Genomic DNA, 20608 nt, shown 5'->3' with positions numbered 1-20608 from the left:
CCTTCCCTTCTCCCCTTCAGGGGAAGGTGGGCATTCCGTTCCGCCAGGCGAGACCTGCCCCATTGCAATGCTGTTGGCCGGGTCGTAATTTCGCCCCATCATGATGCCCGCGCCGCTCGCTGCCCAATCCCTCAGTCCCCGCCGCTACGGCGCCGTCAACTGGATCGGCCTCTATACCCTTTACCGCAAGGAAGTGCGGCGCTTCCTCACCGTGGCGACCCAGACCGTGCTGGCGCCGATGGTGACGACCTTGCTGTTCCTGGCCGTCTTCGTCCTGGCGATGGGGCATTCGGTCGATCTGGTGGGCGGCGTTCCCTACATGGAATTTCTGGCCCCCGGCCTCATCATGATGGCGATGACGCAGAACGCCTTCGCCAACACCTCCTCCTCGCTGATGATAGCGAAGATCCAGGGCAATATCGTCGATCTGCTGATGCCCCCGCTCTCGGCGCTCGAGATCACCCTGGCCCTGGCGCTGGGCGGCCTCACGCGCGGCCTCGTCGTGGGCGCCACCACCGCGGCGGCCATCGCCATCTTCGTGCCGCTGCATCTCGCCCATCTCTGGGCCATGCTGTTCTATGCCGCGATGGCGAGCCTGATGCTGGCGCAGCTTGGCATCGTTGCCGGCATCTATGCCGAAAAGTTCGACCATATGGCGGCGGTCACGAATTTCATCATCACGCCGCTGGCCTTTCTGTCCGGCACCTTCTATTCGACCGAGCGCCTGCCGGATTTCGGGCGGCTGCTTGCCCATCTCAATCCGTTCTTCTACATGATCGACGGCTTCCGCTACGGCCTCATCGGCCATGCGGACGGAGCGCTGTGGCTGGGTGCCATCGCCCTGGTCGGCGTCAATGCCGCCCTGCTGGTTGCCAACTATCTCAGCTTCCAATTCGGCCGCCGGTTGAAGGCATGAGCGTTGCCCCGGACATCTTCCGCCGACGCCGTTTCGGGGCCGTCAACTGGCTGGGCCTCTTCACCCTGACGCGGCGCGAAGCGAGCCGTGGCCTCAAGGATTACAATTACCAGATCCTCGGCCCCGTCGTTTCCAGCCTGCTCTATCTCGCCGTCTTTCATCTCGCCCTGCGCACGACCGGCACCGATGGCAGCAATGCTGATCTCCTCAACTTCATCGCCCCCGGCCTCATCGTCTTCGTCGCCTGCGAGAAGGCGTTCGAATGCGCCTGCGGCTCCTTCATCTTCGACAAGCATGAGCGCGTCATGGCCGATTTGCTCATGGCGCCGCTGTCGGCGGTCGAGCGGGTCTGCGGCTATCTCGGCGGTTCGTGCCTTGCCGGGCTGATGGTGGGGGTCGCGGTGGCGATCGTCACCCTGATCTTTGCCGAGCTGACGCTCTTTCATGCCGGTGCGCTGCTCTTCTTCGCCCTGATGGGCACGATGCTGCATGCACTCATCGGCATCCTGGTCGGCATCTGGGCGGAAAAATGGGATAGCTTCGCTGCCGTCCATACCTTTCTGCTGCTGCCGCTGTCCTTCCTGTCCGGTCTCTTCTACCGGATCGACAGCCTGCCCGAGACGGCGCAGCATCTCGTGCGCCTCAACCCGGTCTTCTACGTCATCGACGGATTCCGTTTCGCCATGACCGGCACCGGTTCCGCCGACCCCTGGACCGGCGCCCTTGTTCTGCTGACGGTCAATGCCAGCCTGTTCGCCCTCGCCCTCGCCTGGTTCCGGCGCGGCTACCGCCTGAAACCCTAGCCTTGACCACGGCCGGCGGCCTTTATTAGTATCCCGGCCATGTTCACGCCGCTTTCAGCCGCCGCCAGCCGACGTCGACTCTGCACCCTGGTGCGGAGCGGCGAGTTTTTGGCGCGAACGGAAAGACCCGGCGGGAGATAGATCCCAGCTTCGTTCGTCAAAGCGTCCCCTGCCCACCATCGAGGTCGGCGGGGTTTTTTGTGTTTTATCCGGAGCCAATCGAATGAACAGCGACACATCCATCGAGCTGCGGCCGGCAGTGCCGGAGGAGGCCTCGGCCATCGCCGCCATCGTCAATGCCGCCTACGCCAAATGGGTCCCGGTAATCGGCCGCAAGCCGCTGCCCATGCAGGCCGACTACCGGCTGGCCCTGCTGGAACATCAATTCGATGTCGCCACCGAAAACGGCCGGGTCGTCGGCCTGATCGAAACCATGCCGCGTGAAGACCATCTCTGGATCGAGAATGTCGCCGTCATCCCGGAAGCCCAGGGACGGGGGATCGGCCGGCTGCTCCTGGTACATGCCGAGCGCAAGTCCGCCGCCGCCGGCTGCCGCGAGCTTCGCCTGCTGACGAACGGTGCCTTCGCGGCCAACGTCTCGCTCTACCTTAAACTCGGCTATGCCGTGGATCGGGAAGAAGAATTTATGAACGGAACGACCATCTACATGAGCAAGAAGCTGGCCCGGTGAGCGCAATTTTCCGCCCGCGGTTGACAGCGGAGGCTCCCCTCCCGATAGTCGCCGTTTTCCGGGCCCTTTCAGGCCCTTTTTCGACCCGCCAGAGGCACAAATGAACGCCCAGAAACCGTCCAGCCTGATGCAGACCTACGCCCGTTCCGATCTCGCTTTCGAGCGGGGCGAAGGGGCCTATCTCTTCACCGCGGACGGGCGACGTTTCCTGGATTTCGCCAGCGGCATCGCGGTGACGGCCCTGGGCCATTCGCACCCGCATCTGGTGACGGCACTGACCGAGCAAGCGCGGAAGCTGTGGCACACGTCGAACCTCTATCAGGTGCCGGGGCAGATCCGCCTTGCCGAGCGGCTCACCGCCGCCACCTTCGCCGACCAGGTCTTCTTCACCAATTCCGGTGTCGAGGCGATCGAATGCGGCTTGAAGCTCATCCGCAAGTACCATGACGATTTCGGCGATCCGAAGCGCTACCGCGTCATCGGCTTCGAGGGCGCCTTCCACGGCCGCACCCTCTCGACATTGGCCGCCGCGGGCAACGAGAAGTACCTCAAGGGCTATGCACCGACCGTCGACGGCTTCGACCATTGCGCCTTCAACAACCTCAATGAGGTGCGCGCCAAGGTCGGCCCGGAAACGGCGGCGATCCTTATCGAGCCAGTGCAGGGCGAAGGCGGCATGCGCGCCGCCGACATCGAATTCCTGCAGGGCCTGCGCAAGGTCTGCGACGAATTCGGCCTGCTGCTGATGTTCGACGAAGTGCAGTCGGGTGTCGGGCGCACGGGCAAGTTCCTGGCCCATGAATGGGCCGGTGTCACGCCGGATATCGCCGCCATCGCCAAGGGGATCGGCGGTGGCTTCCCGCTCGGCGCCTGCCTTGCCACCGACAAGGTCGGCGCCGCGTTCGGCCATGGCAGTCACGGCACCACCTTCGGCGGCAATCCGCTGGCCATGGCGGTCGGCAATGCCGTGCTCGACATCGTCCTCGACGGCGGGCTGCTGGACCATGTCGGTAAGGTCAGCGCCCATCTCGATACCCGCATCGACGAACTGCTGCGACGGTTTCCCGGCACATTCGACGCCAAGCGCGGCAAGGGATTGATGCGCGGCCTCAAATGCGCGAGCGGCCTGGTCAACACGGAAATGGTCGAGAAATTGCGCGGCGTCGGTCTGCTGACCGTCGGTGCCGGCGACAATACCATCCGCCTGTTGCCGCCACTCATCGTCACCGCCGCGGAAGTGGATTCCGCCATCGACATGCTGGCCGCCATCGCGGCCCAGGCCAAAGCTTCTTGAACGGGGACCGCCCAGATCATGACCAAGACACCCAAGCATTTCCTCGACCTCGACGTCATGTCCGCCGCCGATCTGCGGCGCATCGTCGACGTATCGAAATCCTTGAAGGCCAAGAACTTCCCGAACGGCAATGAGAAGCCCTTCGCCGGCAAGAAACTCGCCATGATCTTCGAGAAGCCCTCGACCCGCACCCGCGTCTCGTTCGAAATCGGGATGAAGTCGCTGGGCGGCGAAGTGGTCGTGCTGGAACGTGAAAGCTCGCAATTGGGCCGGGGCGAAACCGTGGCCGATACGGCGCGCGTTCTCTCCCGCTATGTCGATTGCATCATGGTGAGGACCACCAAGGAACAGAAACTGATGGAGCTGGCGGAATACGCCACCGTGCCGGTCATCAACGGCTTGACCGACCGCACGCACCCCTGCCAGCTGATGGCCGATATCATGACCTTCGAGGAGCATCGCGGCCCCATCCAGGGCAAGCGCGTGACCTGGTCGGGCGACGGCAACAACATGGCCACCAGCTGGATCCATGCCGCCGTGCGTTTCGATTTCGAGCTCAATATCGCCTGCCCCGCCAACCTTGCCCCACCGCGCGACGTCATCAACTGGGCACATGAACAAGGCGGCAAGGTGAAGATCTCCGACAATCCGAAGGAAGCCGTGAAGGGCGCCGATTGCGTCGTCACGGATACCTGGGTCTCCATGGGCGACGCCGATGCCTTCGACCGGACCGAACAGCTGCGACGCTTTCAGGTCGACGAGGCGCTGATGAAACAGGCCAAGCCCGACGCCATCTTCATGCACTGCCTGCCGGCCCATCGCGGCGACGAGATGACCGCGGCGGTCATCGACGGGCCGCAATCGGTGGTGTGGGACGAGGCGGAGAATCGCCTCCATGCCCAGCAGGGGATTCTTTATTGGTGCCTCGGCCTGCTCTAATATGAAGGGCATGGAATCGGCCAGCATCACGCCTCCCGTCAGCGATTTCGTCCAACCGTTCCAGATCGAGGGACATGGCGTCCGCGGGCGCCTCGTGCGCCTCGACCGGGTGGCTAGCGAGATCATCGACAAGCACGCATATCCGGAAGCGGTGGCGCACCTCCTCAGCGAGATGATGGCCCTGGCCGCCATCCTGGCGGCGACGCTGAAATATGAAGGCGTCTTCACCCTGCAGGCCAAGGGTAACGGCGCCGTCCGCCTGATGGTGGCCGACGTTACCTCGGCCGGCAATGTGCGCGGCTATGCCCAGTTCGACGCGCAGGCGGTGGCGGCGATCCCGCCCGGTTCGGCCAATCTCATGCGCCTGACCGGCGGCGGCTATCTTGCCTTCACGGTCGACCAGGGCGAACATGCCGAACGCTATCAAGGCATCGTCGAGCTGGAAGGCTCCAGCCTGGTCGATTGCATCCATCATTATTTTCAGCAATCCGAACAGCTGCAGGCGGCATTCAAGCTGGCCGTCGAGCATCACGCCGATGGCTGGCGCGCCGGCGCCATCATGCTGCAGCGCCTGCCGGCCCAGGGCGGCGGACGGGGCGGCGGCCAGGGCAGCGGCCAGGGCAGCGGCTGGACGCCCGACGGCTCATCGCCGCACGATTGGCACGGACGCAACGAGAATTCATTCGACGCCGGCACCGAAGAGGCCGAGGATGCCTGGCGCCGCGCGGTGGTGCTGATGGCCAGCGCCCAGGACAGGGAATTGCTGGGACCGGAAACCGGCATCAACGACCTGCTCTACCGGCTGTTCCACGAGGATGGCGTGCGCGTCTTCACCGGGCACGACCTCAAGGCGCAATGCCGCTGCTCGCGCGGCCGGGTCGAAAACGTTCTGAAATCGCTGGCGCCGGAGGAATTGGGCGACCTCGCCATCGACGGTTCGCTCGTCGTCACCTGCGAATTCTGCAACAGCGAATACCGCTTTGCGCTCGGCGACGTGACCAGGCGGGACTGAGCGCCCCACCCCTCGCCGACGCATGTCGGCAACCCCACCCCGCCCTCTCCCTTTTCGGGGAGAGGGTTCCATGGCGCGTTCGATCGCTTTCAATCCGCTGGAATGAGGGCCGGATCGAACGGCCGCGGCGGCGCTTCGGGCGGCGGGAATCTGAGATGGACAACGGTGCCGCGGCCGACCTCGCTATCGACCTCGATCTCGCCGCGATGCATTTCGACCAGGTTGCGCACGATCCAGAGGCCGAGGCCGAGTCCCTCTTCCTTCGCCACCATCGCTTCGCCACGGGCAAAGCGTTCGAAGATGCGCGGCATCATCTCGGGCGCAATGCCGGGACCTTGATCGGCGACCGAAATGGCCAGACCGCCATCGCCCGCACGCCGCAGACATGTGGTGACGACGGTATCGCGGCCGGAAAATTTCACGGCATTGGTCAGCAGGTTGTTGAGGATCTGCAGCGCGCTGCGATGATCCACCAGCCAGGCTGGCAGATCGTTCCCGGCATCGAGTTCCAGCCGGATATGCCTGGCCTTGGCCATCGGCTGCACCAGGGCGATCGCTTCGCGCGCCAGGGCGGTGGCATCGTGCGGCTCTTCGGTAAGCTCGATCTGGCCGCTTTCGATCTTCGCCGTGTCGAACAATTGGTCGATCAGCTTGAACAGCAGCGTGCCGCTGTCGCTGATATGCTTGACGCATTCCAGATGCTTCTCATTCTCGAGCCGGCCGCCGATACCCAGTTTCATCATGTCGGAAAAGCCGATGATGGCATTCAACGGCGTGCGCAGTTCGTGGCTCATATTGGCGAGGAACTGGGACTTGGCGCGATTGGCCTGTTCCGCCGCGTCGCGGGCTTGGGCGAGGTCGATCATATGCTGGCGGAACATTTCGGCCGCCTGCTTGGCGATCGACGCATGCGCCCGCTCGCGCTTGATCTCGTGCCGCGCCAGCAGGAACAGCAACGCGCAGAGCAGCGAGGCGGCGAGACCGCCGATGAGGAGCGCCTGCGCCAGGTTGCGGTTGGGCCCGCCCAGGAAATCGGGCGCCACGGTCCAGGTAAGCTGCCATTCGGCGCCCGCAAAGATGCGCGACGAGGTGATCGACGGCACCGGCTCGAGGCCCGGGCGCGCCATGCCGGGATCGCCCGGCAGCGGCAGATAGGCAACGTCGTAGAGTTCGCCCTGGGCGATGGCGCGGTGAGCGACATGAAGCTGCAGGCCCGAGGGCGTGTGGCTGGCCGCAAAGCTCGCCAGAAGCTGTTCGAGATCGAGCGGCGTTACCAGCAGGGGCGGGTTCCTGCCACCCGTCATCGCCACCGCCAGCCCGAAACGCTCGCCGAGCGCATCCTTGAACAGCGGGTTGGCCGAGAGCAGCGGATTCTGCGGCCGGTCGGCGGCGCGTGCCGCGATGGCGTCGATACCCTGCCAAAGCTGCGGCGCCGTGCCGACGGCGCCGTAGCGGTTCATGCCGGCGCCGAACGACATGCCGTACTGGCCGGACGCATCCGGCGCCAGATAGGCAATGGCGATGCTGCTGGGCGCCATGTTGTCGGGTGCCAGGGCGGCAATGGCGCGGCTGAATTCTTCCGCCGTGACATTCTGCGACCCGAGGAACACGCCCATCATCGCGCGCAGCGGCGTCTGCGTCGCGCGCAAGGTCTCGACGAAGGCATCGTCGAGGCGCTCCGTCTGGTTCTGGGCGGCCTGGAGCCAGGCTTCATCGGCCCGCCGCAACAATTCGGCGTAGACGAGGTATGAGGTAAGCGAGCCGATGAGGAGAATGGCGAGCGGAATGGCGACGAGCAGCGGCGCCACCTGCCAGTGCGCGCGCGGGCCGGAACCGGCATCCGCCATGCCGCGCGGCGCAAGGACGCCGGGCGTCCCTGCAATGGCGGCACTGTTTTTTGTTGCCACGGACATGCGGCATGATGGTGCGGGGACCTTGCTCGCGCAAGGTTAATTGATCTCTAACACACTAGGACAATTGACTTATCTGTCACAGCGGGATCAGTGCAAGGCCACCGACGGCAGGTCGGCTCGCATATGCGCATGCGATCTCGGGGCGCTCGACAGCGGCTTGGAGAGGCGCAATTCCCGCTGCGACAGGCGGTTGGCAAAGCTGGTGAGCGCGCGCAGGCCGGTTCGCGCCGCCGCCGGCGGCAGCCAGGCTCGCAGCGCTTCATAGGCGGCAAGGGAATCCTCCCCCTGCACCGCCGCCACGGCCTGCTGGAACAGCATTTCATCCGGACTGACATGGCTGCATTTCAGGCAGCGTATATCGATCTGCCGGCTGGCCGAATGGGCGACGATGGAGAAAAGCGCGTCGAGATCGTTTTCCGCCTCGTCGAGGTCGAAGCGCTCGAACGTGCCGTGGCTGACCGCGCTGAAGGGCTGATCGAGTTTCAGGGCCGTCACCCAGGCGCGCGCCGCCCAGATGGCGAATTGGGCGGCGAAGGGCAGCTGTTCGATCTGGATGGCGGCAGGCTCGGCATGGTCGGTACAGTGATTGTCGTTGGCTGCCATGCGGGAATCCTTGTTTCTTGAATGGTGAAGCGAAGATTAGCTGGGCTCAGTTCCAATTGCAAATGATTTGCAATTGCACGACCCGGAATCGCCCCTTGCGGGGCTTTTTCGGGCCTGTCAGGGTCGCTCCGATGAGATGAATAGCTGAAAGCGAGTTCACTGCGCGATGATCGCCCGCCGCCCCTTTTACGCCGCCTGCCTTGCCCTTCTGTTCCTGGCCGCCTGCGACACGCCGCCCGACCGGCAGACCTTCCCGCAGATCACCTTCCAGCATCTCAGCCCCATCGGACTCGACGTGGCGCGGATCGAGATCGAGAGCGCCTACCGCGCCGCCGATCATCCGGACGACAATGCGGCGGAATATCCGGCGCCGCCGGAGACGCTGGCCGCCAACTGGGCCCGCGACCGGCTGAAGGCGGCGGGCACGCGCGGGCAGGCCACCTATACCGTCATCGAGGCGCGCGCCGTGCGGGTGCCGCTGCCGCGCTCGTCGGGCATCGATGCGGCGCTGAAGACCGAACAATCTGACCGCTACGATCTCTCGATCACGGTGAAGCTCGAGGCCGGCAATCCGATTTCGGGAAAATCGGGTGCCGTCACCGAGACCGTCACCCGTTCGCAGACCGTGCCGGAGAATATGACGCTCAACCAGCGCGAGGTCGTGCTGTTCAACATGCTGGATGCCGCGATGAAGGATCTCAATGCGCGGCTCGAAGCCAGCATCCCGCAATATCTGGGCCCGCTGGTGCGGTAAGGAGTGACCGTCATGATCGCCAGGCTCACGGATGCCGAACGCGACGCCGCCCTCGCGGAACTACCGCAATGGCAGACGGTGGACGGCAAGGACGCCATCCGCCGCGCCTTCCGCTTCAAGGATTTCGTCGAGGCGTGGGGCTTCATGGCCCGCGTCGCCTTGCTGGCGGAAAGCCAGGACCATCATCCGGAATGGTCCAACGTCTATAACCGGGTCGAAATCACCCTGACGACACATGATTGCAAGGGTCTCAGCGCCCGGGACGTCAAGCTGGCCAAGGCCATCGACCAGCTCTAGCGTGCCTTGTCCCGTGGCAGGTCGTGCGCCGAAAAGAGGAAATCCTCCATCGCCAGGCAGCGATCGACGCGGACGCCGTCGGTCGACAGAGGCAGCATGACGATCTCGCTGCGCCCGTTCATGGCGCCGGCGAGGGGCCAGGCGTCCAGCCCGTAATGCGGCAGGCGGGTTTCCGCCACCGCGCGGTAGGCCCGCGAATAGCGGCTGGCGGCATCCCAGCGATTGTCGTCGAGATAGGTGCCGGTGAAATCGATGCGGTTGAACTCCACCACCCTGGTGCCGACCAGGCGATAGCGCACGCGGAAGGGCTCTTCGATTTCGGCCAGCAGGAGATTGGGCAGCAGGTCGCGAATCTCCGACGGATCGATATCGGCGCGCAGAGGTATCGGCCGGCCGTCGCATTTGGCCTGCCAATAGGCGACGAGCCGCCGGATGCGGTCCGACGTGATCATCCGGTCGGTCGGTGCGAAATCGGGGAAGGTCTCAGCCATTCCTTATTGCCTTCCGCCAGTTCTCGCCCTGCCCCACGACGCAACCCTTTTTCGCCCGTTTTGGCCAGGATACACGATCCAGGCGGCGGGCCACCTGCCCAAATTGACTGAAAAGCACTACAGGCTGCGCGGCAGCTTCAGCGCCAGCAATCCGCAGCCAAAGGCGAAGGCCGCATTGACCAGGAACACCACCGGCAAGGGAAAGAAGCTGAGCAATAGAGCGAAGATCGCGGGCGGAATGAGGGCCGCGGCATCGCGGTAGATGCTGAAGACCATGGTCATCTGCGGCCGTTCCCAGCCGCGCACGGCACGCAGGAAAGTGACGACGCAAACCGAATCCAGCGACACGGCACCGACGGCCGAGGCGATCAGCATCCAGCTGGCCAAGTCCGGATCGCCGCTGAACCAGACCACGGAGAAAGTCGCCGCCGAGACCCAGAAGAAGCCGATGCTGATGAAGCGCCGCAGGCCGACCCGCCGGCCGACCCAGCCTAGAAACAAGCTGACGAACAGCAGCGCCGTGCAGGAGGCGATGAGGTCGCCGGCCTCGACCTTGGGTTTGCCGGCCTGGACGAGGTAGATCGGCGCGTAGGTGAAGAGCGTCACCCACCACATTTCGCGCCCGAAATTGAGTACCCAGGCGAGGACCAGGCGCTTCTGCGCGAAATAGCGCCGGATGTTGCGCAAGGGCGCGAAGCCGCCCCGGGCTACGGCCGGCGAGGGCGCCTGCAGGTTGAGGGCGCGGAAATAGACGAACAGGATTGCCGCCGCCGCGATCGATACCGCAAAGGGCAGGAGCGGCGATATTTCATAGAAGCGGATGCCGAGAAAGGGGCCGCCGACCCAGGCGGTCGCCGAGAAAAAAGTGCGCAGCGGTTCGGATTTCGCAAGATCGCGTTTTTCGATGAACCCGGCGATGTAGATGTTGAGCAGCCCCAGGAGCCCGGCCGCCGCCATGGCGCGCAGCATCCAGCCCAGCCCGAAGCCGGCGATGGTTTGCGAGGCCATCAGCAGCGAGGCGACGCCCAGCATGCCGATCGCCAGCAGGTAGCTGGCACGCGGGCGCCAGCGATGGATGATGCCCGGCAGAATGAGCGCCATGCAGACGCCGGCAATGCCCACCACCGTCACGGCGACGCTGACATTGCGCGCCGAGCCCAGAAGGCGCAGCGCTTCCAGCGGAATGACCGGCGCAATGATCGCCCGCGCGACGGAATCGAGCGTGAAGAGAAGCGCAAAAAGAACCGGGCCGGGCCGCGTGACGGACACGTGCCAGGGACGATCGGCGGGAAGGGCGATGCTCATGGGGAGGGGCGATGGCTTCGGTGCGGATCTTCGACCGCGCCAATCATAGCGATTGCCCGCCGGCGCGCGATGCACGCCTTTGCATAGCGGCCATCCGTCCAAGGACGGCCAGCCGCTGCGCGATGCGAAAAAGTTTACCCGCCGCTAACCATGGCGGCGCGGTCGATGAGATGCATGAACGACCCCATCACATTGCCCTGGCGCCGGCCCACCTTCCCCAGGTCGCGGCCGCGTGCGTCGCCGGCGGCAAAGAGGGCCGGCGCATCGCCTTCGTCCAGGATCGTCGCATAGTGAAATTCATGACCGCGGAAGACAGCGTCCCGGGCGCCGAAAGGTGCGTCCGCCAGCAGCTTCGCCTGCCGATAGCCCAGATGCAGCTTGCGCTGGGCGAAGCTGGTTTCGACCGGCAGGAGCCCGGCCATCCGGTGGCGCGTGCCCGCCGCATCGGCAATCCCGGCGCCCAGCGTCATATAGCCGCCGCATTCGCCATAGACGAGGGCACCGCCAGCCGCGGCATCGCGTAGCCCCGCCATGAATTGGGTGTTGGCGGCGAGCTTTCCGGCATGCAGCTCCGGATAGCCGCCGGGCAGGTAGACGGCATCGGCATCGGCACGCGGCGCTTCGTCGGCCAGCGGCGAGAAAGGCAGGATCTCGGCACCGGCTTCGGCCCAGGCCTCGAGATGGAACGGATAGGCGAAGGCGAAGGCCGCGTCGTCGGCGATGGCAATGCGCTGGCCCAAGGGTGGCAGCAATGGCAGCAGCGGGCGCGAAGGCACGGAAATTTCGCCCGCGGCCGCCAGGATTCCGTCGAGATCGAAGGCACCAGCCAGGTTCGTGCGCGCCGTCGCCAGGAAACGCTCCAGGCTCTTATGCTCGCGCGCCTGGACGAGGCCGAGATGCCGCTCCGGCACTTTGAGCGCCTCGACGCGCGGCAGATAGCCCAGCACCGCGATGCCGGCCTTGCGCGCGGCGGCACCCAGAATCTCGCGGTGCACCGCGCTGCCGACCTGATTGAAGATCACGCCGGCGAATTTGAGCTTGGGATCGTGCCGAACAAGGCCTTCGAGGATCGCCCCCGCTGTGGCTCCCTGCCCCTTGGCATTGACAATCAGCAGGATGGGAAGATCGAGGCGCCGGGCCAGCTCGGCGCAGGAACCGTTACGATGCGCATCGACGCCGGGGATGCCGTCGAAGAGGCCCATCGCACCTTCGACGACGATGAGATCTGCCCGCGATGCCTGGCGCGCCAGCAATGCACCCAGCGACGCATCGCGCATGCCCCAGATGTCGAGGTTGAAGCAAGGCTTCCCGGTGGCGGCGGCGTGGAATTCCGGATCGATGTAATCGGGGCCGGCCTTGCAGCCGGCGACCGCAACGCCCTTGGCCTTCAGCAGGGAAAGGAGGCTCAGCGTGGCAAGAGTCTTGCCGCTGCCCGAGGAGGGGGCGGCGATGACGAGACCGCGCGCCAAGGCGGTCTCAGCCGACCTGGCCGCGCTGGCGCTGGCCGAGGGGATCGGGCGTCAGGCGCTTGCCGCCGATGGCGCCAAGCCAATCCATCGCCGCGCGCAGTTTGACGACTTCGCCGATGACCACCATGGCCGGCGGCTCGATGCCGGCTTCGGCCACATCGCGACCCACACGCGACAAAGTCGTTTCCAGCACGCGCTGTTCGGATGTGGTCGCCTTGGCGATGACCGCGACCGGCTCCTGTGGCCCGCGTCCGCCGGCGACGAGCCGGAGCGCGATGCGTTCGATATGTTTCAGCGCCATATAGAGGACGATGACGGGAGCACCCTTGGCCAGCGATGCCCAGTCGACGGAATCCGGCACCTCGCCCGTTGCATCGTGGCCGGTGACGAAGGCCACCGCCGAGTTGCAGTCGCGATGCGTGACCGGGATGCCGGCATAAGCCAGGCCGCCGATGCCGGCGGAGATACCGGGGACGATACGAAAGGGAATGCCGGAATCGACCAGGGTCAGCGCTTCCTCGCCACCGCGGCCAAAGACGAAGGGATCGCCGCCCTTGAGACGCAGCACGCGCTTGCCTTCACGCGCCAGCTGCACCAGGCGCAGCGAAATGTCCGGCTGCCTGGCCGAAGGCTTGCCACCGCGCTTTCCGGCATATTCGAGCACGGCGCCGGGACCAGCCAGATCCAGGATCGACTTGTCCACCAGCGCGTCATAGACGATGACATCGGCCGAACCGAGGCCTTTGACCGCGAGCATGGTCAGCAGCCCGGGATCGCCGGGACCGGCACCCGTCAACCAGACCCAGCCCGGTTCCAGATCCGGCAATGTCGCAAACAGCTTATTCATGAGCGTTAAATTAGCGCAGGATCGGCCCGGCACTAGCCAGCAAAAGACATCGGCCCATAAAATAGCGTCATGAGCGATAAAAAAACGACAGAAAGCGGCCCCCTGAGGCGCGGCTGGACGACCGGCTGCTGCGCCACGGCGGCTACGAAAGCAGCCTTTTCGGCGCTCTTGGGTGGTAAATTCGCTGATTCAGTCACCATCACGCTGCCAAAGGGCGAAAAACCGGTCTTCCCACTGCTGGAACCGGCCATCGGGCGTGATTTTGCCGAGGTTGGCATCGTGAAAGACGCCGGTGACGACCCGGATGTGACCCATGGCGCCCATATCAGGGCCCGAGTCCGCCGCCTGCCGCCCGGCAGCGGGACGATCTTCAAGGCGGGCGAGGGCGTCGGAATGGTGACCAAGGCGGGCCTCCCCATCCCCCCCGGCGAGCCCGCGATCAACCCCGCCCCCCGCGCCATGATGCAGGGCGTTCTGGCGGAAGTGGCCGCCGCGCACGGCACGCATGCCGATGCCGAGGTCACCATCAGCGTCATCGGCGGGGCCGAGATCGCGCGCGCGACCTGGAACCCGCGCCTTGGCATCGTGGGCGGCATTTCGATCCTGGGCACGACCGGCATCGTGCATCCCTTTTCCTGCTCCGCCTGGATTGCCTCGATCCATCGCGGCATCGATGTCATCCGCGCCGCGGGCCTTTCCCATGCCGCAGCCTGCACCGGCTCGACCACCGAGGCCGCCGTCGGGAAGCGCCATGGCCTGCCCGAATTCGCCTTCATCGACATGGGCGACTTCGCCGGCGGCGTGCTGAAATATCTGCGCCATCACCCGCTGCCGCGCCTTACCCTGGCGGGCGGCTTTGCCAAGATGGCCAAGCTTGCGGAAGGCCATCTCGATCTTCATTCCGGCCGCAGCCAGGTCGACCTGGCGCGCCTCGCCGAGCGCGCCACCGCCTTGGGCGGCGATGCGGAACTGGCCGAGGCGATCCGTGCCGGAAATACGGCGATGGAAGCGCTGGAACTGTGCGGCAAGGCCGGCATTCCGATCGGCCGCGATATCGCACAATCGGCGCGCGCGGTCGCGTTGCGTGAATCCGACAATCGCATCGATATCGAATTGCTGGTCTTCGACCGCAAGGGCAATCTGGTCGGCGAAGACGGATTCACGCAAGGTTAGCTGCGATATCAGCGCTTGCCGCTGCGGCCGGTCGGCCGCACATAGGCGGCGCGTGCGGCGGCGACCGCCTTCTTGATCATCTTCCTGCGGCCCGGCGCCGCTTCGACGAGAGACGCTGCAAGATCGCCCGACATTTCCGGATGAACGATGAGCGTCCGTTTGATGGCGGAGTTCAACTGCCGGACCGAGGCCGACCCAACCGTGGCGCCTTGCGGCAGGTTTTCTTCGAAGGCGGCTAGCACCGGATCCCGCGGACCGGCGCTTTGCTGGCCACTCGTTGCGGAATCTGCCGCGGTCGGCGCCATCGGTGCGGTTCCAGCGCAGGCGGATAGCATCAGCGCCAGCCCGGCGCCCACAAGATATGAATATTTCATTCGCGTTTCCTTTCATCTGCGATCTGTCACCGATGTCGCGACACGATCGGCAACTGGCAAGCGACCGGACCGATTTCCATGTCCGCACCGCGCATGGCCGCCATCGTATTTTGCAAATCGTCAGGCCGCACTGTGCTATAGCAGCGCATCGTCCACGCGACCCAAGCACGCTTGTCATCCAGCAAATCCTTGTTGCCCAAGGATTGTTCGGTGCGGGACGGAGAGGCGATGGGGCGCGATCGGAATATTACGCCATGCCGCGCGATCTCCATCATCCATGCGGCAGATTTCCACTATCGACGGGACCGATGACGGCGACGGCCTGCCGGCAGGCATTTCGTCGGCGATCAGGACGCTATTCCGGCGCGCCGCTGGCGGTGCCGTATCAAAGGCTGCGTAATTTCCGCACGTCGGAGAAGAAAGCAATGACGGGTGCCAAGGCATAGCCGGTGACGGCGATCCACAGAATGATATTGAGGCCCAGCGTCTGCGCGAGCACACCGGCAAGGACAATGGCAAAGGGCATCGACCCGTCATTGATGAGGCGGATGGTGGCGCCGGTACGCGCAAGATATTCCGGCGGCACGCGGCGCTGGCGCAGCGTGCGCTCGACCACGGCGAAATAGCCGGTGCTGCCGTCGCCCAGAATCTGTTGCGCGATCAGCAGGCCGATCATCAGCATGGGCGACGCGCCGGAAAAGAGACCGGCCAGCGGCACGCAGGCAAGGCCCGATGTTTTCAGCGCAAAGGCCAGGATCAATCCCGGACCGATCGGAAAGCGGGCGGCCAGCGCCGGCGCCAATGCGGCACCGGCGAGGCTGGCGGCACCGCCGGTCGCGACGATCAGGCCCAGCATGCCGGGCGAAAGCTTGAGTTCGCCCACCAGATAGAGCACGTAGAAGGGGCCGATCATGCCGCTGAAGAAGGCCCGGGCGAAGCGCGACCATAATAGCGGCCGCAGAATGTCGTCGCGTGCCATCAGACGCAGGCCGGCGCGGATTTCAAGGAGGATGCCGACCTGCGCGCGCGGTGCCGGCGGCGGTTCGGGCGATTTGATGCGCAGCAGGAAGATGCCTGAGAAAAGATAGCTCACCGCGTCGATGAGGATGGTGAGCGGGCCGCCGAACGCCTGCACCATCAGGCCGCCCAGGGGCGGGCCCGCAATCTCGGTCGTGGCGAGGCTCGCTTCCTTGGCGGCGTTGGCTTTCAGGATTTCGTCACGCCCGACCAGCCCCGGCAGATAGGCCTGGTCGGCAATGTCGAAGGCCAGGGTGAGGCTGGAGACGATGAAGGCGATGAGGCAGAGTTGCACCATGCCGAGATGGCCGGCGAGCGCCGCGACCGGCACCGAGAGCAGCAGCAGGAAGCGCGCAAAATCGGCGGCGATCATGCTGGGCCGCCGCCGCACGCGGTCGAGGAACGCACCGGCATGGAGCGCCATCAGCAAGGCCGGCAGGGCCGCTGCGATGCCGAGATAGGTCATGCCCATGGGCCCGGCACCCAGCACCAGTACCGCCGTCAGCGGCAGGGCTTCGCGCGCGAGTTTCGATCCCAGCTGCGAGACGGCAAGCGCCGCCATGAGGCGGCGGAAATCGGTATGGCGCCAGATGGAAGGCGCCATCCCTTCATTCATGGCGATAGAAATGCTGGTGGCTGGCGCTGTAGAGCTGGCTGTCGTTGAAACGGCAATCGCCGAAGACGCGCCCGACGAAGATGAGTGCGGTGCGCGCGATGTCGGTGCCGGCAAGTTTGCCCTCGATATCCTCGAGGCACCCGCTGACGACCGACTGGTCGGGCCAGGAGGCGCGATAGACGACGACGACCGGACAGTCGGTGCCGTAATGCGGCGTCAGCTCCGCGACCACCCTGGCAATGCTCTTGACCGAAAGATGCAGGGCCAAGGTGGCGCCGGCCTTGCCCAAGGTCGCCAGATCCTCGCGCGGCGGCATGGGCGAGGAAGAACCCTGCACGCGCGTGAGGATGATGCTCTGGCTGATGCCGGGAAGGGTCAGCTCGGTCTTGAGAAGGGCCGCGGCGGCGGCGAAGGCCGGAACACCGGGAACGATGTCGTAGGGAATGTCCAGCGCATCGAGTCTGCGCATCTGCTCGCCAATGGCACCGTAGATGGAAGGGTCGCCGGAATGGACGCGCGCCACATCCTGGCCCTTGGCATGAGCCGCCTGCATCTCCGCCACGATCGCGTCGAGATGCAACGGCGCGGTATCGATCACGCGCGCGTCCGGCCGCGCCAGTTCGACGATGGCGCTCGGCACCAGGGAGCCGGCATAGAGGACGACCGGCGCCTGTTCGATGAGGCGCCTGCCCTTGACGGTGATGAGGTCGGGATCGCCGGGACCGGCGCCGATGAAATGAACGATGCTCATGACATCCTTATCTCCCGAACGGCCCCCGCCGGGCAATGGCGCAGGTGCCGCCCCGGCCAGCCATCTTGGGCAGGATGAGGTGGGCGGCCGGCCCCGCCGCCGCCAGGGCCGCGGCTTCGGCAACGCCGTGGCAACCCATCTGCCGAAAGATCGCCTCGGACGGGTTCTTGAGACGGGGCGTTTCCACTTCCAGGGCGGCGGCGCTGAAATATCGCACCGGTGCGGCGAAGTGCCGCCCCAGTTCCGCGACCAGCCCGCCCGGTTCCTTGCCCGCGAGGCTGGCGATACCAGCGATGTCGCCGGCCTGCAGGCCGGCCTGCGCCAGGCCCAGTTCGATCAAGGCGAGGAGGTCGGCGAATTGCGCGCGGCTCTCATGGCCGATTCCCAGGAAATGCCGCGCCGTCATCGTTCAATCGCCCGGGTGGCGCGGCAGATCGTCCTTGGTATCGAACCAGGAAAGCTGCTCGCCGGTGTGCCAATGCGCCTGCGGCACCAGATCGCCGGCATTGTCGAAGACGCCGATATGGAGATGGATTTCGTCCGGGTACTTCTCGGCCTGGTAGGAAAGCGGCGTGCCGCAATGCGGGCAGAAGCGGCGCGTAACCCCGGGGGAGGAAGCAAAGCTCGCCGGCTGCTCCCTGGTCCAGCGCAGGACGCCCGCCACGGGAAAGGCCGCGAAGCTGGCGATCGCGCCGCCGGTCTGGCGGCGGCAGGAGAAGCAATGGCAGTGAAAGACCGAACGCGGCGGTCCGTCGACGCTGAAGCGAACCGCACCGCACAGGCAGCCACCTTCATGCTGGTCCATAATGCTCCTCGCTCATTCTGGCCTCTTCCCGGTTTCACCCTGGCGCGAATGCGGCCCTTCATGACGCAAGCGCACTTGACGGCATCCGTGCAATGCGCAGGATCGCCGGATCATGACCGACCTTCTGCAACCCGCGGCCCTCGCCATCGCCATCCTGGCCGACGCCGCCCTGGGCGAGCCGGCCTGGCTTTACCGGCGCGTGGCGCATCCGGTCCAACTGATCGGTACTGTCATCGCATGGGCCGACCGCCGGTTCAACCGCGAGAGCGACACCGGCGGAAAGCGGCGGCAGGCGGGCCTTGCCGTCTGCCTCTGCGTCACGCTGGGGGCCTTCCTGTCCGGCTGGGCGATCCAGGCGCTGCTGCTCGGCCTGCCCGACGGGCCGCTCTGGCTGGGCCTCCTCATGTCGGCCTTGATCGCCCAGAAAAGTCTCTATCTCCATGTCGCCGATGTCGCCAAGGCGATGGAACTGTCCGGTGCCGAAGGCGGGCGCATTGCGGTGGCGCGCATCGTCGGACGCGATCCGGAGGTTCTGGACGCGGCCGGCATTTCGCGCGCCGCGATCGAGAGCCTTGCCGAGAATTTCTCCGACGGCATCGTGGCGCCGATCTTCTGGGGACTAGCCCTGGGCCTGCCCGGCATGCTGGCCTATAAGGCGGTCAACACGATGGACAGCATGATCGGCCACAAGACGCCGCGACACCTGGATTTCGGCCGCGCCGCCGCGAGATTCGACGATCTCGTCAATCTGCCGGCGTCACGCCTCTCGGCCCTGCTGCTGATCCTCGGCAGCATCGCGCAGCGCGGTGCCCATGCGGTGGCCGCCTGGCGCGCCGTGCGGCGCGATGCGCACCGCCACAAATCGCCCAATGCCGGCTGGCCGGAAGCGGCCATGGCGGGAGCCCTGGGTTTCGCCATCGCCGGGCCAAGGCGCTATCACGGCGTACGTGTCACCGATCCCTGGATGAACGATGGCGGGCGCTGGCAATTGAACGCCGCCGACATCCGCGCGGCACTCAGCCTCTATTGGCGCGCCTGCGTGGTGCTGGGATTGATTGTCCTGGCGATTGCCGCGCTATAGCCCGGCGATTTCCAGCATCCGGTCCAGGGCCGCATGCCGCTCCAAATGCGCTGCCAGTTCATCCAGCGCCTGCTCGACGCCTTGCTCGTAGGCGACGCCGCTTTCATTGCGCACACGCAAACCGTTGAGAAAGGCATGGCGGAAGGAATCGGCTGCAAAGAGGCCGTGCACATAGCAGCCCATGACCCGCCCGTCGGCCGAGATGGCGCCATCGGGCCGGTTGCCGATGGCAAGAAAAGGCCGCGCGCAATCGGCACCTTCCGTCATGCCGACATGCATCTCGTAGCCGGCAATGTCATGCCCCAGCGCTCGCGCCTTCACCTCGACAAGCGCCTTGTCGTCGGTGAGCGTCGTGACGAGATCGAGCAATCCCAAACCGTCGATGCCCCCCGCCGGTCCTTCGATTCCGCTGGGATCCTCGACGCGCCTGCCCAGCATCTGATAGCCGCCGCAGAGGCCAAAGACAGCGCCGCCGCGCCGACGATGGGCACGAATGTCGATATCCCAGCCGGTCTCGTAGAGCGCCCTGAGATCGGCGATGGTGGCCTTCGAGCCCGGCAGCAGGACGAGATCGGCATCGCCCGGAAGCGCCGTTCCAGGGCGGATGAGCTCGACACTCGCGTCCGGTTCCGCCCGCAGCGGGTCGAGATCGTCGAAATTGGAGATGCGCGGCAGTTGCGGCACGACGATCCTGATCGACGCATCCTTCGCCTTGTAACCGGAGAGGGCCACCGCATCTTCCGGCGGCAGGCGATCGGCGCCGGCGAACCAGGGCACGAGGCCCAAGGGTGCCAGCCCCGTCTTCCCGGCGATGAGCTGCATGCCGCCCGCGAAGAGCGCCGGGTCGCCACGGAACTTGTTGATGAGAAAGCCCTTGATGCGCGCGGCTTCATCGGGCCGCAGCAATTGCACCGTGCCATAGATGCTGGCGATGACGCCGCCCCGGTCGATGTCGCCCACCAGCACCACCGGCACGTCCGCCGCCTCGGCAAAGCCCATATTGGCGATATCGCCTTCGCGCAGATTTATCTCGGCCGGCGAGCCGGCGCCCTCGACCAGAACCAGATCGGCCTCCGCCGCCAGGCGGCGATAGCTGTCGAGCACGGAAGCCATCAATTGCGGCTTCAAGCGATGATAGTCCTGCGCCTTGGCATTGCCGAAGATCCGCCCCTGGACGATCACCTGGGAGCCCACATCGCTTTGCGGCTTGAGGAGCACCGGGTTCATATGCACCGAAAGCGGCACCCGGGCGGCGCGCGCCTGCAGCGCCTGCGCGCGGCCGATCTCGCCGCCATCGGCCGTCACCGCGGCATTGTTCGACATGTTCTGCGGCTTGAACGGGCGCACCTTGAGGCCCCGATTGGCAAAGGCGCGCGCGAGGCCCGCCACGATCAGCGACTTGCCGACATCGGAACCGGTGCCCTGGAACATGAGAGCGGGGATCATGACCCGGACGC

Annotated in this window: 23 protein-coding genes; 10 read left to right on the top strand and 13 right to left on the bottom strand. The window is 65.6% G+C overall.

All coding sequences use genetic code 11. The features are described 5' to 3' along the window. Positions 1-100: 100 nt before the first annotated feature. The 6 genes from ACE3TY_RS12120 to ACE3TY_RS12095 all read left to right on the top strand — a co-directional run bounded on the left by ACE3TY_RS12120 (position 101) and on the right by ACE3TY_RS12095 (position 5655). Positions 101-916: an ABC transporter permease gene (locus tag ACE3TY_RS12120; protein ID WP_374653299.1), complete on the top strand. Its 816-nt coding sequence runs from the start codon at positions 101-103 to the stop codon at positions 914-916. Then, positions 913-1719: an ABC transporter permease gene (locus tag ACE3TY_RS12115; RefSeq protein ID WP_374653298.1), complete on the top strand. Its 807-nt coding sequence runs from the start codon at positions 913-915 to the stop codon at positions 1717-1719. Before ACE3TY_RS12120 ends, ACE3TY_RS12115 begins: the two co-directional genes overlap by 4 nt. A gap of 223 nt (positions 1720-1942) precedes the next feature. Then, positions 1943-2410, top strand: a complete 468-nt coding sequence (locus ACE3TY_RS12110) for a GNAT family N-acetyltransferase (RefSeq protein ID WP_374653297.1) — start codon at positions 1943-1945, stop codon at positions 2408-2410. A gap of 100 nt (positions 2411-2510) precedes the next feature. Further along, positions 2511-3704 carry an aspartate aminotransferase family protein gene (locus ACE3TY_RS12105; RefSeq protein WP_374653296.1) on the top strand — a complete coding sequence of 398 codons (1194 nt, stop codon included), beginning with the start codon at positions 2511-2513 and terminating at the stop codon, positions 3702-3704. Positions 3705-3722: 18 nt separating this feature from the next. Further along, a complete protein-coding gene (gene argF, locus ACE3TY_RS12100; protein ID WP_374653295.1) occupies positions 3723-4643 on the top strand; it encodes an ornithine carbamoyltransferase in 921 nt (306 codons plus the stop codon). Between the two features lie 10 nt (positions 4644-4653). Then, positions 4654-5655 (top strand): Hsp33 family molecular chaperone HslO, encoded by a 1002-nt coding sequence (locus tag ACE3TY_RS12095; RefSeq protein WP_374653294.1) that lies wholly within the window; start codon positions 4654-4656, stop codon positions 5653-5655. An 89-nt stretch (positions 5656-5744) separates the two neighbouring features. On the opposite strand, the gene ACE3TY_RS12090 is transcribed toward ACE3TY_RS12095, so the two are convergent. Then, positions 5745-7562 carry a sensor histidine kinase gene (locus tag ACE3TY_RS12090; protein ID WP_374653293.1) on the bottom strand — a complete coding sequence of 606 codons (1818 nt, stop codon included), beginning with the start codon at positions 7560-7562 and terminating at the stop codon, positions 5745-5747. 93 nt (positions 7563-7655) lie between these two features. Beyond that, complete coding sequence (locus ACE3TY_RS12085) at positions 7656-8171, bottom strand: hypothetical protein (protein ID WP_374653292.1); 516 nt, start codon at positions 8169-8171, stop codon at positions 7656-7658. A gap of 166 nt (positions 8172-8337) precedes the next feature. Here ACE3TY_RS12085 and ACE3TY_RS12080 point away from each other — a divergent pair, with 166 nt between their 5' ends. Together ACE3TY_RS12080 and ACE3TY_RS12075 are read left to right on the top strand one after the other, a co-directional pair. After that, a complete protein-coding gene (locus tag ACE3TY_RS12080) occupies positions 8338-8925 on the top strand; it encodes a hypothetical protein (RefSeq protein WP_374653291.1) in 588 nt (195 codons plus the stop codon). 12 nt (positions 8926-8937) lie between these two features. Further along, on the top strand, positions 8938-9222 hold the full coding sequence (locus ACE3TY_RS12075; RefSeq protein WP_374653290.1) for a 4a-hydroxytetrahydrobiopterin dehydratase: 285 nt from the start codon (positions 8938-8940) through the stop codon (positions 9220-9222). Here ACE3TY_RS12075 and ACE3TY_RS12070 read toward each other — a convergent pair. The 4 genes from ACE3TY_RS12070 to cobA all read right to left on the bottom strand — a co-directional run bounded on the left by ACE3TY_RS12070 (position 9219) and on the right by cobA (position 13334). Next, complete coding sequence (locus ACE3TY_RS12070) at positions 9219-9713, bottom strand: PAS domain-containing protein (protein WP_374653289.1); 495 nt, start codon at positions 9711-9713, stop codon at positions 9219-9221. The genes ACE3TY_RS12075 and ACE3TY_RS12070 overlap by 4 nt on opposite strands. A 117-nt stretch (positions 9714-9830) precedes the next feature. Then, positions 9831-11018, bottom strand: a complete 1188-nt coding sequence (locus tag ACE3TY_RS12065; protein WP_374653288.1) for an MFS transporter — start codon at positions 11016-11018, stop codon at positions 9831-9833. 134 nt (positions 11019-11152) lie between these two features. Beyond that, on the bottom strand, positions 11153-12487 hold the full coding sequence (locus tag ACE3TY_RS12060) for a cobyrinate a,c-diamide synthase (protein WP_374653287.1): 1335 nt from the start codon (positions 12485-12487) through the stop codon (positions 11153-11155). Positions 12488-12494: 7 nt separating this feature from the next. Next, complete coding sequence (cobA, locus tag ACE3TY_RS12055) at positions 12495-13334, bottom strand: uroporphyrinogen-III C-methyltransferase (RefSeq protein ID WP_374653286.1); 840 nt, start codon at positions 13332-13334, stop codon at positions 12495-12497. Between the two features lie 69 nt (positions 13335-13403). Here cobA and ACE3TY_RS12050 point away from each other — a divergent pair, with 69 nt between their 5' ends. After that, positions 13404-14507, top strand: coding sequence for a cobalt-precorrin-5B (C(1))-methyltransferase (locus ACE3TY_RS12050; protein WP_374653285.1), 1104 nt, complete (start codon positions 13404-13406; stop codon positions 14505-14507). Positions 14508-14515: 8 nt separating this feature from the next. On the opposite strand, the gene ACE3TY_RS12045 is transcribed toward ACE3TY_RS12050, so the two are convergent. From ACE3TY_RS12045 to ACE3TY_RS12020, 6 genes are all read right to left on the bottom strand, one after another. After that, positions 14516-14881: a hypothetical protein gene (locus tag ACE3TY_RS12045; protein ID WP_374653284.1), complete on the bottom strand. Its 366-nt coding sequence runs from the start codon at positions 14879-14881 to the stop codon at positions 14516-14518. 26 nt (positions 14882-14907) lie between these two features. Beyond that, the gene (locus tag ACE3TY_RS12040) at positions 14908-15156 is read right to left on the bottom strand and encodes a hypothetical protein (protein WP_374653283.1); all 249 of its coding nucleotides are present in this window, start codon (positions 15154-15156) and stop codon (positions 14908-14910) included. A 110-nt stretch (positions 15157-15266) separates the two neighbouring features. Next, on the bottom strand, positions 15267-16502 hold the full coding sequence (locus tag ACE3TY_RS12035; protein WP_374653282.1) for an MFS transporter: 1236 nt from the start codon (positions 16500-16502) through the stop codon (positions 15267-15269). 4 nt (positions 16503-16506) lie between these two features. Next, complete coding sequence (gene cobM / locus ACE3TY_RS12030) at positions 16507-17265, bottom strand: precorrin-4 C(11)-methyltransferase (RefSeq protein WP_374653281.1); 759 nt, start codon at positions 17263-17265, stop codon at positions 16507-16509. Between the two features lie 7 nt (positions 17266-17272). Continuing rightward, complete coding sequence (locus ACE3TY_RS12025; protein WP_374653280.1) at positions 17273-17671, bottom strand: cobalamin biosynthesis protein; 399 nt, start codon at positions 17669-17671, stop codon at positions 17273-17275. 3 nt (positions 17672-17674) lie between these two features. After that, positions 17675-18070: a GFA family protein gene (locus tag ACE3TY_RS12020; RefSeq protein WP_374653279.1), complete on the bottom strand. Its 396-nt coding sequence runs from the start codon at positions 18068-18070 to the stop codon at positions 17675-17677. Between the two features lie 112 nt (positions 18071-18182). On the opposite strand from ACE3TY_RS12020, the gene cbiB reads away from it, so the two are divergent. Continuing rightward, a complete protein-coding gene (gene cbiB / locus ACE3TY_RS12015) occupies positions 18183-19151 on the top strand; it encodes an adenosylcobinamide-phosphate synthase CbiB (protein ID WP_374653278.1) in 969 nt (322 codons plus the stop codon). Here the strand turns inward: cbiB and ACE3TY_RS12010 are convergent. After that, positions 19146-20597 carry a cobyric acid synthase gene (locus ACE3TY_RS12010; protein WP_374653277.1) on the bottom strand — a complete coding sequence of 484 codons (1452 nt, stop codon included), beginning with the start codon at positions 20595-20597 and terminating at the stop codon, positions 19146-19148. The genes cbiB and ACE3TY_RS12010 overlap by 6 nt on opposite strands. Positions 20598-20608 lie beyond the last annotated feature (11 nt).

This window comes from Dongia sp. (assembly GCF_041918875.1).
GTDB lineage: Bacteria > Pseudomonadota > Alphaproteobacteria > Dongiales > Dongiaceae > Dongia.
Note: the sequence above shows the minus strand (reverse complement) of the source record. Positions and strands in the feature narration are given on the sequence as shown.